Origin of the sequence: Teichococcus deserti, from assembly GCF_001982615.1 — a bacterium.
GTDB classification, from domain to species: domain Bacteria; phylum Pseudomonadota; class Alphaproteobacteria; order Acetobacterales; family Acetobacteraceae; genus Pseudoroseomonas; species Pseudoroseomonas deserti.
Genome location: NZ_MLCO01000105.1, coordinates 23,732 through 33,389 on the forward strand (window position 1 = coordinate 23,732; position 9,658 = coordinate 33,389).

Genomic DNA, 9,658 nt, shown 5'->3' on the forward strand with positions numbered 1-9,658 from the left:
GATTATCCCCAGAGGATCAGGCTGAGCGTGTCGCTCTCGGCGTCGCGGTCCAGCTCGGTGACGACGAAGTTGCGCCCGGCGGCGAGGCCGTAGCGGCTGTGGCTGATGCCCACCGTCATCCCGACGCGCAGGCCGGCGATGAAGTCGACGGTGATCTCGAACATTTTCCGCCGGGCGCCATGCATGGCAACGCGGCGCTGCGCCTCGCCGGCGGCGTCGGCCTTGTCGTCGAGCGAGCCGTCGATGCGCTCCTCGCGCGCCAGCAGGGACTGCGCGGCGACCGTGGCATCGGCATAGGCCTCGGTCAGCCACTCGGTGCGCAGCGCCTCGCGCTCGGCGCCGAGGATGGTGGCCAGGATCTCGCTGTCGTTGAGCGGGCGCCAGCGCCGGCCATAGCCGATGGTCTGCAGCTTGAGGCGGCGGGCCACCTCGCGCGGCAGGATCTCGTGGATGGCGTGCTCGTCGAACTCGAAGTCGGGCGTGGCCGCCGGCGGCTCGAGGCGGCCGAGCAGGATCCGGCGCGCATCGTCGCAGATCCACCAGGCACCCGGCCCGGTCGCCAGCTGGTCGATGGCCTGGCGGATGGTCATCTCGCCGCTGCCGTCGTACCAGAGCCCGACCCGCTGCGGCGCCACGGCATTCATGGAATCGACCGTGCCCGCGGCGAAGTCGCCGGCGGTGAGCCCGGTGCTCTGCCCCACCGCCAGCTGCGCCAGGTCGCCGAAGCGCCCGAGCCACTCCACCACCTGCACATCATCCACGCTGCCGGCGAAGGCGCTGTCGGCCGAGAAGGCGACCGTGGTGCTGCTGCCGGTCGCCCGGAAGATCTGCACCAGCCGGCCGGAGGCGACGGCGGTGGCCAGGGCGGTGCTGCCCACCTGCAGCGCCAGGCTGCCGGCAGAGCGGGTCACCATGACCTTGGCGGCGTAGAGCCGCCCGGCCACCGTGGCGACGGCCTGGCTGGCCGTGCCGGCGATGCCGGCGGCGCTGACCAGGCGGCCGCCATATTCGCTGGCGGTCGCCGCCGCCTCGAGCTGGACGTCCTGCAGCTCCAGCTGCCGGCCTGCGCCGGCATAGGAGGGCGAGCGGGCGGCCGCGGCGGTCGGCACCAGGATGGCATAGGCCGGATTGCTGCCGGCGGCGGTGACCGGCGCCGCCAGGGTGCAGAGATAGACCCCGCCGCCGAGCGCCGTGATGGCCGCCGTGGCGGCCGTACCCTTGCTGCCCAGCGCGCCGCTGGCCAGGTCGAAATTGGCCCAGGCGTTGCTGCCATGGGTCGAGCCGCCATAGAGCAGCTGCAGGCAGGGGGCGCCGGCGACCGCGCGGGCCTTGACCTGCAGGGTGGTCTGGGTGCCCGCGGCGAAGCTCACCGCCGCCGAGGCGAGGGTGTGCTGGCCGGTCGCCGTGCTCTCGGTCACCAGGCAGGCCCGGCCGTCGCCGTAGAGGCCGGGCGCGGCCACGCGGCTGGCGATGCCGGTCGGCGCCCAGCCGCTCTCGAGCGGGCTGTCGGAGGCCAGCAGCGCTGGGCTGGTCCAGCTCCACCCGCCGCCCAGCGTCCAGCCGGCGGCGCTCTGCCCCAGGCGACCGTTGGCCACCAGGTTGCCGCCGCGGCTGCGGCCGAGCACGTCGCCGGTGATCGGCCAGAAGGGCTGCGCGCCGATCCGCGCCTTGCCCAGCACGTCGCAGGTCACATAGCCATACGCGCCCATCGGCGCCGCCAGCATGGCCTCGCGGGTCGGGTAGTCCGGGCCGGCCACCAGCGGGCCGCCCTTGTCCTTCAGATTGAGGATGCCGCCGCAGGCCGCGTTGTCCCAGGCCACCACCAGATTGGCGGTGTCCTCGACCACCAGCTCGGCCTGCCGGGCGATGCCCAGCGTCATCGGCCGCCGGCGGTCCTTCAGCGTCTCCAGCCCCTCGGCGCCGCCGGTGCCGGCATAGCGCAGCGGCTGCAGCGGGTCGTCGAGCAACGCCTTCAGCGAGCGGAGCTTGATGGTCAGCTCGTCGCCCGGCGTCAGCGATTCCACCGTGCCGGAGACGGCGACGGCGAAGTCGGCCCAGACTGGGGCATCCTTCGCCGAGAAGCGCACCTCGAGGAGGCGGCCATCCCAGTCGAGGTCGGCCAGCGCGTCGAGCGCGCCGTCGCCGTTCTCGAGGGTCAGGTCGCCATAGTCGACATCGCCCTCGCCGCCGGCCTGGCCATCGGCGAAGAGGCGCGCCTGCATGGACAGGCCGACGCCGATGCGCCGATCCCAGTAGACATCGCCGGGGGTGTCGGTGGGCTTCGAGAGGAAGCCCACGTCGCTGTAGTAGAGCGGGCGCACCGCCCCGGCGGCGGCATCCCAGGGCTCAGCCCTGACCAGCCACGCCATTACTTGGTGCCCCCACGCTGCATCAGCGGTTCCCTCTTCCTTGCCATGCGGCGGTTGCTGTCGGCGGTGTCCTCCGCCGCCTCGGCGGTGCGCTCGGACGCTTCGGCAGAGCGCTCGGCCGTGGCCTGCGCTGCCTGAGCATCCTTGCTGCGCTCGGCGCGCAGCTCGGCCAGCTGGCGCTTCACCTCACGCAGCTCGGCCACCAGGTCGGCGACCGAATCGCTGCCGCTCGGCCGGGTGGGTGCCGGCGAGGGCAGCCGCCCCGGCGGTGCCGCGGCGTCCTCTTCCTCGACCAGGAAGGGCATCAGGATCCGCTGCAGGATCTCCTGCATCAGCCCCGGCAGGCCGGCGATGTCGGCCTGGACGCCCAGCTCGCCGTTGGCCATCCGCTTCAGCGGCAGGATGGCTTCGGGCCCGGCCTCGCCGAGCAGCCCGACATTTCCGCCCGCCATGGGGAAGAAAGTCGGCTCGTCGACGCGCGGCACGCCGCCCTTGGCGAAGGGGACCACGTTGCCGCCGGCGAAGGCGTTGCCCAGGGCGTTCACCGTCAGGGTGGTGCCCCAGTTGCCAATCGTCGTGTTGAAGTTGGCCGGGTCGTTCGCCGCGCCGCTGGCCTTCGGCGTGGTGACGCGGATGCCGCCCCACTGGCCTCGGGCCAACTCGCGCAGGCCATAGGTCCAGAGGTCGATGTTCCGCAGCCGGCCGTCCAGCACCGCCAGGGTCTGCGCCTGGGTGGCCGTGCTGCCCTTCATCGCCGACAGCAGATCGGTCTGAGCCTTCAGGCTCGCGCCGATCTTGTCGTCGATGCTCCGGCTGATCAGGACCGTCTCGGTGGTCTCGATCTGCTGGTCGACCGTGCGCGTGACGGTGCCGCCTGTCAGGACGGTTTGCCGCTCGGCCTCGGTCAGCTGGCGCCCGAGCTGCTGTTCGATGCTCTGCAGCACCGTGCCGCCCTGCGCCAGGCTGGCCTTCTCCGCCGCGGTCAGCCGCGCCCCCAGCGCCTCGGTCACCTCGCGGCGCACCGTGGCACTGTCGAGCAGCTCGGCCCGCTCCGCCGCCGTCAGCGTGCGGCCCAGCGCCTGCTCGATCTGGCGCGTCACCGTGTCGGCGCCGACCAGCTCGGCCTGCTGGGCAGCGGTCAGGCTGCGCACCGCCTGCACCACCTCGCGGTCGACCGAGCCGGCGGGGATCAGCGCGGCCTTTTCGGCCGCGGTGAGCTGCCGGCCCAGGGCCTGCTCGACCGACTGCAGCACGCTGCCGCCCTGCACCAGGCTGGCGCGCTCGGCCGCCGTCAGCGTGGCGCCGAGCCGTTGCTCGACGGCGCGCGACACCGTGCCGCCGGCGATCAGCTCGGCCTTCTCCGCGGCGGTGAGGTTCCGCCCCAGGGTTTGCTCGACCCGGCGCAGCACGTCCTCGCTGGCGACCAGCGCGGCGCGCTCCTTCACGGTCAGGTTGCGCTCCAGCTCCTGCCGGATGTTGCGCTCGACCGTCGCCGTGGCGACGATGGCCGCGCGCTCGGCCGCGGTCAGGTTGCGCCCCAGCTGCTGCTGGATCTGCCGCACCACCGTGCCGCCAGCGACCAGGCTGGCATCCTCGGCCGCGGTCAGGGTGCGGCCGAGCCGCTCCTCGACGCTGCGGATGACCGTGGTGGCCTGGGCCAGAGAAGCCTTCTCCGCCGCGGTCAGGACGCGGCCCATGGCCTCGTCCACCGTCCGCCGCAGGGTGGCGCTCTCCAGCAGCTGCGCCCGCTCAGCGGCCGTCAGCGTGCGGCCCAGGGCCTGCTCGACGGTGCGCACCACTGCCTCGCCGTTCACCAGCTGGGTGAGCTGGCTCGCGGTCAGCGCGCGCACCTGCTGCATGACCGTCCGGTCGACGGTGCCGGCCGGGATCAGCGCCGCGGTCTCCGCGGCGGTGAGCTGCCGGCCCAGCGCCTGCTCGACGCTGCGCAGGACGCTGCCGCCCTGCACCAGGCTGGCCCGCTCGGCCGCCGTCAGCGTGGCGCCGAGCCGCTGCTCGACGGCGCGCGCGACGGTGCCGCCGGCGACCAGCTCGGCCTTCTCGGCAGCGGTGAGGTTCCGCCCCAGGGTCTGCTCGACCCGGCGCAGCACGTCCTCGCTGGCGACCAGCCCGGCCCGCTCCGCCGCCGTCAGGCTGCGGCCCATGGCCTGCTGCACGGTGCGGGTCACCGTCGCCGTGGCGACGAGCGAGGCCCGCTCGGCCTCGGTCAGGGCGCGGCCGAGCTTCTGCTCGACCGTTCGGACCACGGCACCGGCCTTGGCCAGGGTGGCATCCTCGGCCGTCGTCAGCGTGCGGCCCAGCGTCTCCCGCACCACGCGGTCGATGCTGGTCGACTGCAGCAGGGCATTGCGCTCCGCCGCCGTCAGGGTCCGCCCCAGGGTCTCCTCGACCCGGCGCAGCACCGTCTGGCTGGCCTGGAAGCTGGCCAGCTCGCCGGCCGTCAGCGTGCGGCCGATGACCTGGTCGACCGTGCGGGTGACCGTGATGCTGGCCAGCAGCGTGCCGCGCTCGGCCTCGGTCAGGCTTCGGCCGAGCTGCTGCTCGACGGAGCGGATGACCGAGGCGGCCTGCACCAGGCCGTCGCGCTCCGCCGCCGTCAGGCTCCGCCCCATGGTCTGCTCGACCAGGCGGCGCACCGTCTCCCCCTGCACCAGGCTGGCGCTCTCCGCCGCGGTCAGGCTGCGCCCGAGCGCCTCCTGCACGCTGCGCAGCACCGCGCCGCCCGCGGTCAGCGAGGCGGCCTCGGCGGCCGTCAGGCTGCGCCCCAGCAGCTCCTGCACCTGGCGGGTGATGGTGCCCGACTGCACCAGCCCGGCCGCCTCAGCGGCGGTGAGCTGGCGGCCGATGCGCTGCTCGATGGCGCGCAGCACATCGCCGGAGCTGACCAGGCTGGCCCGCTCCGCCGCGGTGAGGTTGCGCCCCAGCGACTGTTCGACGCTGCGCAGCACCACCTCGCCCTCGATCAGCCGCGAGCGCTCGGCCGTGCTCAGCGCCCGGCCCAGGCGATCCTCGACCGTGCGCAGCACCGTCTCGGCCTGCACCAGCTTCTTGCGGTCGGCATCGGCCAGCGCGTTGAGCGTCTCGGTGATCACCCGGAAGGTGGTCAGCTCGACGCTGACGTCGATGCGCCCGCCGAGCTTCTGCAGCTCGGCCAGGATCAGCGCGTCATAGCTCTGCGTCGCCGGCAGCTGCTCGAGCTGCGAAAGGACCCAGTCGCGGCCCTGCCGCCCCTCGGCGGTCGACCCATACATCTGGTCGAGCGCCTTCATCAGGTTGTCGGCCGTGCCGGTGATCCGGCCCGAGGCCTCGACGTTGCCGCCGCGCGCCAGGGCCAGGTCACGGCCGAACTGCTCCTGCGCCGCCTGCAGCTGCTGCTGCGGCGTGCTGCCGCCGGCGGCGGTCGCCCGCATGCCGTCGACATAGCTGCGGATCGAGCCGCCCAGCTGTTGCCGGGCCGCCAGCTCGGCGGCCTCGATGGCCTTGGTGGTGCTGTTGCCGAGGCGCAGCATCTGCTCGGCCGCGTCGGCCGCGGCGTCGTCGAGCCCGCGGAAGGATACGGCGATGTCGCGCAGCTGGTCGGCGTTGAGCTGGTCCAGCACCGCGGTCATCTGCTGGTGAAACAGTCGCACGCCGTCGACGCCGGCCGCCTCGAAGGCCGCCCGGTTCTGCTCGTAGAAGGTGCGGACACCCTCGACGCTGTTGACATAGCCGCGCCCCTCGGCCTGCCGGCTGGTCTGCCAGTAGCCGGTCGCCACAGCCTGGTTGGCCGCCCGCTGCGCCGCGCTGCCGGTCTCCAGCAGCTGCTTCGCCAGGGTCACCGCGGCGTCGTCGATGCCGACGAAGGCCGTCGCGATGTCGCGCAGCTGGGCGTCGCTGAAGGTGTTCAGCACGGCGCGCATCTGCCGGTCGAACAGCGCTTCCGGATCCCGCCCGGCGTCGCGGAAGCTCGCCTCGTTGGCGTTGTAGTAGGAGCGGACCGCGGTCACCTGGTCGACATAGGTCCGGCCGTCCAGCTCGCGCACCGCGGCGTCATAGGTCGAGCGCACGGCATTCTTGGCCGCCTCGATGGCCTCGGCCTGCTTGCGCCAGAGCACATCGGTCGCAAGCCCCAGCTCCTCCGCCTTGGCGATGTGCTCGCCAAAGGAGGTGGTCAGCGCCTCGATCTGCTGGGTCAGCGCGCTGCCGGCTTTGCCCGCGCCAACCAGCGGGTCGTAGAGGTTCTTGACCCACTCGATATTGGCCATCGCCCGGTCGAGGTCGGCGTCGCCCGCATAGGCCTTGGACAGCTCCGCGGTGATCACCCGCGTCATGTTGTCGGTGCCGCCGCGCATCCCCTCGAGGACCGCCAGCGTCATGTTGCGGCTGTCTTCCTCCGGCCGGCTGTCCTCGCCGAAATGGGTCTGGCCGGCAGTCGCGCCGTCCAGCGTCAGACCCAGTGCGGCGATCTTCTGGTTGAGCGCCAGCAGCGCCTGGGTGGTCTGGGCGACGGCCTCCTTGTCGTCCATCCACTTCGACTTGCTGCCGGTGACCACCAGCTGGCCGTCCTCGTTCATCCCGTACTGGACCGAGGCCGCCTTGTGCTGCTTCTGGCCGCCGAACAAACCGCCGACCAGGTTGCCGACCATGCCGCCGAGCGCCGTGCCGATGCCCGGCAGGATCATGGTGCCCAGCGCCGCGCCGCCCAGGCCAAGGCCAGCCTGCGCATAGTTGCCCGAAATGAGGCCGGGCAGCGCAGCACCGGCGATGCCCAGGACGTTCGACAGGCTGCTGAAGCCGCCGAACAGGTCGCCGCCGCCGATCAGGCCCGGCGTCAGGCCGGGAGTGGGGCCGGCCGGCATCGACGCCAGCAGGGCATCGGCGCTGGTGTGCCCGAGCGTCGAGGCGCCGGCCGTGGTGGCCGGGCCCGAGAAGCCGAGGCTGCCGAGATTGGCTGCACCCCAGGCGTCCACCCCGATGCTGAGGCTGCTGCTGCCCAGGTTGAAGAGGCTGCTGATCCCGCCCAGGCCGCCGACGCTGCCCAGCCCGCCGCCTCCGGCTGCGGCCGTGGCCACGCCGCCGGCCGAGCTGGCCGCCGACATTGCGCCGCCCAGCGTGGTCCGCGAGCCCCCGAAGAGGCTGTTCAGCACCGGGTTCAGCACGCCCAGCTTCAGGACCGATTGGGCCACCTCGGAGAGGATGCCCTTGACGATGGAGCCGAAGTTGATCGCCTTGCCGCTGCCGTTGGTGAAGGCCTCGGTGATGGCACTGCCAATCCGGTCGAAGGCCTGCTCGCCGATCTGCTGCAGCTCGGAGAAGGCGTTCTGCGTGCGGGTCAGCTCGGCGCGGGCGGTGGCCACGTCGCCGGCCATCTGGATCGCGGCCTTGCCGGCTTCCGTTTCCGGGTCGCCGCCATTGGCGAGGATCTGCTGCCGCGCCTTCAGCACCGCCAGCTCGCGCTCGCGCTGCTCGGTCGAGGCGCCGACCAGCTTGGTCTCCGCCTCGATCATCTCCAGCTCGCGCCGCATGTCGTCGACGCTGCGGGCGGCGGCCAGATCGGCCTCAGCGATGGCCTGCTGCTCGAAGGCCGACGTCAGGATGCGGACATAGCGGTCATATTCCGCCGTGCCCTGGACCCCGTATTTCAGGGCCTCCTGCCGCGCCTTCATCTCGGCCGTCATGGCGCGGCCGGCGGCGGTGCTCTCGAGGTAGGCCTGCGCCTGGTTCCGGGCGCCGGTGATGTCGCGGTTGACGCCCGCCCGATAGGTCGTGAACTCGGCCTCGAGGCGCCGCATCACCAGCGCGCGGGCCTGGGCCTGCGCGGCATTGCTGGCGTGGCCTTGGCCGGCCTGCTTCACCGCCTCGTCGAGGGCGAGCTCGGCCTCGCGCAGCGCGCGCGCCGCGCCTTCGCCGGCCTCGGCCTGCTTCACCTGGTTGGTCAGGCTGTCCAGGAACTGGGCGGCCGGCCCTTCCAGGCCCTGCATGGCCTCGCCAATGGCGGCGAGCGCGTCGCGGTACTGCGCCAGCTTCGCCGGGTCGGCCTGCACCGAGGGCAGCTGCATTGCCGCCTGGATGCCCTGGCGCTGCGCCAGCAGCGTCTGCTGCCGGTACAGCCGGCCGCCCAGCGAGGCGGTCAGCTTGTCCGCGTTGCTGATGAGCTGGCTGCTGGACGGCGGCACCGTGTCGGGCGGCGTCGGCGGGAGGGTGCCCGCCAGATCGACCGGCGCCGGCGCCCCGTCAGCGCCATAGGTGCTGTCCCAGCCGCTGCGCAGCCCGCCGCGGAGCGTTCCCCTGCGCGTGCCGACCGTGTCGGGCGCGCTGCTGGCCATCCGCCGCGTGGCCTGAGCCAGCGCGTCGGGGATGCTCAGGATGCCGCTGACCAGCCCGCTGATCATCGAGATGGCGTGCGCCAGGGCCGAAATCAGCGCGCCGCCGATCAGCTCGACGCCCGGCCGGATCGCGTCCCAGGCCTCGCCGCTGCTCTTGGCCAGGCCGCGCCAGGCGCGCTCGAGGTCGGTCAGGTTGTCATCGGCGCCGGCGGTCGCCTGCTTCAGGCGCTCGAGGACGATGCGGGTCGCCTCGGTGCCGCGGCCCGCCAGCTCGAGCAGCTCGAGCTGCCGCACCAGCGCCCCGTTGAAGCCCCGCATCCCCTGGTCGGCGAAGCCCTGCGCCGCGGCCGAGGCGTCCTTGTAGGCCGAGCTCAGGCTACCGACCGCCGTCGCCAGGTCGGTGCCCATGGCCACGCGCATGTCCTGCGCGAGGCGAAGCGCCTTCTCCATGTCGTCGAGGTTGAAGCCGCGGGTCTGCGCCAGGGTCAGCGCGGCGTCGCGCGTCTCGCCGACGCTGGCGCCGCTGGTGCGCGAGACGGTACGCGCCAGGGGGTCGATCATCGGCGCGACGACGGCCGCATCCGTGCGGTAGGCCTGCAGCCGGTTCTGCAGCTCGCGCGTGCGCCGGTCCATCGTCTCGGCGGCGATGGCCGCGGCGCCGAGCGCGACCGCGATGGCCGTGACGCCGGCCACCATCGGATTGATGGCGCCGACGACCGCGGCGAAGGTGGCCTTCACGCCGCCAAAGATGTCGGTGATCTGGCCGCCCTGCTGCACCAGCACCTGCAGCGGCGGCATGCCGCCATAGAGCGACACCACCACGTCGTTGATCTGCGGCGCCAGGCGGCGCATCTGGTCGCCGGTCAGGCCCAGGCGATTGGTCGCGACGGTCGCCTCCTGGGAGACGCCCTTGAGGCCCTTCACCTGGTCGGCGAAGCCCGACTTCACCTGGCTGCGCAGCTGCGC

At 73.0% G+C, this 9,658-nt stretch carries 2 protein-coding genes; both read right to left on the reverse strand.

The features are described from left to right. Nucleotides 1–2 precede the first annotated feature (2 nt). Nucleotides 3–2,369, reverse strand: a complete 2,367-nt coding sequence (locus BKE38_RS12885; protein WP_076957720.1) for a phage head spike fiber domain-containing protein — start codon at nucleotides 2,367–2,369, stop codon at nucleotides 3–5. Then, on the reverse strand, nucleotides 2,369–9,640 hold the full coding sequence (locus BKE38_RS12890) for a phage tail length tape measure family protein (RefSeq protein WP_207553557.1): 7,272 nt from the start codon (nucleotides 9,638–9,640) through the stop codon (nucleotides 2,369–2,371). Before BKE38_RS12890 ends, BKE38_RS12885 begins: the two co-directional genes overlap by 1 nt. Nucleotides 9,641–9,658: the final 18 nt, after the last annotated feature.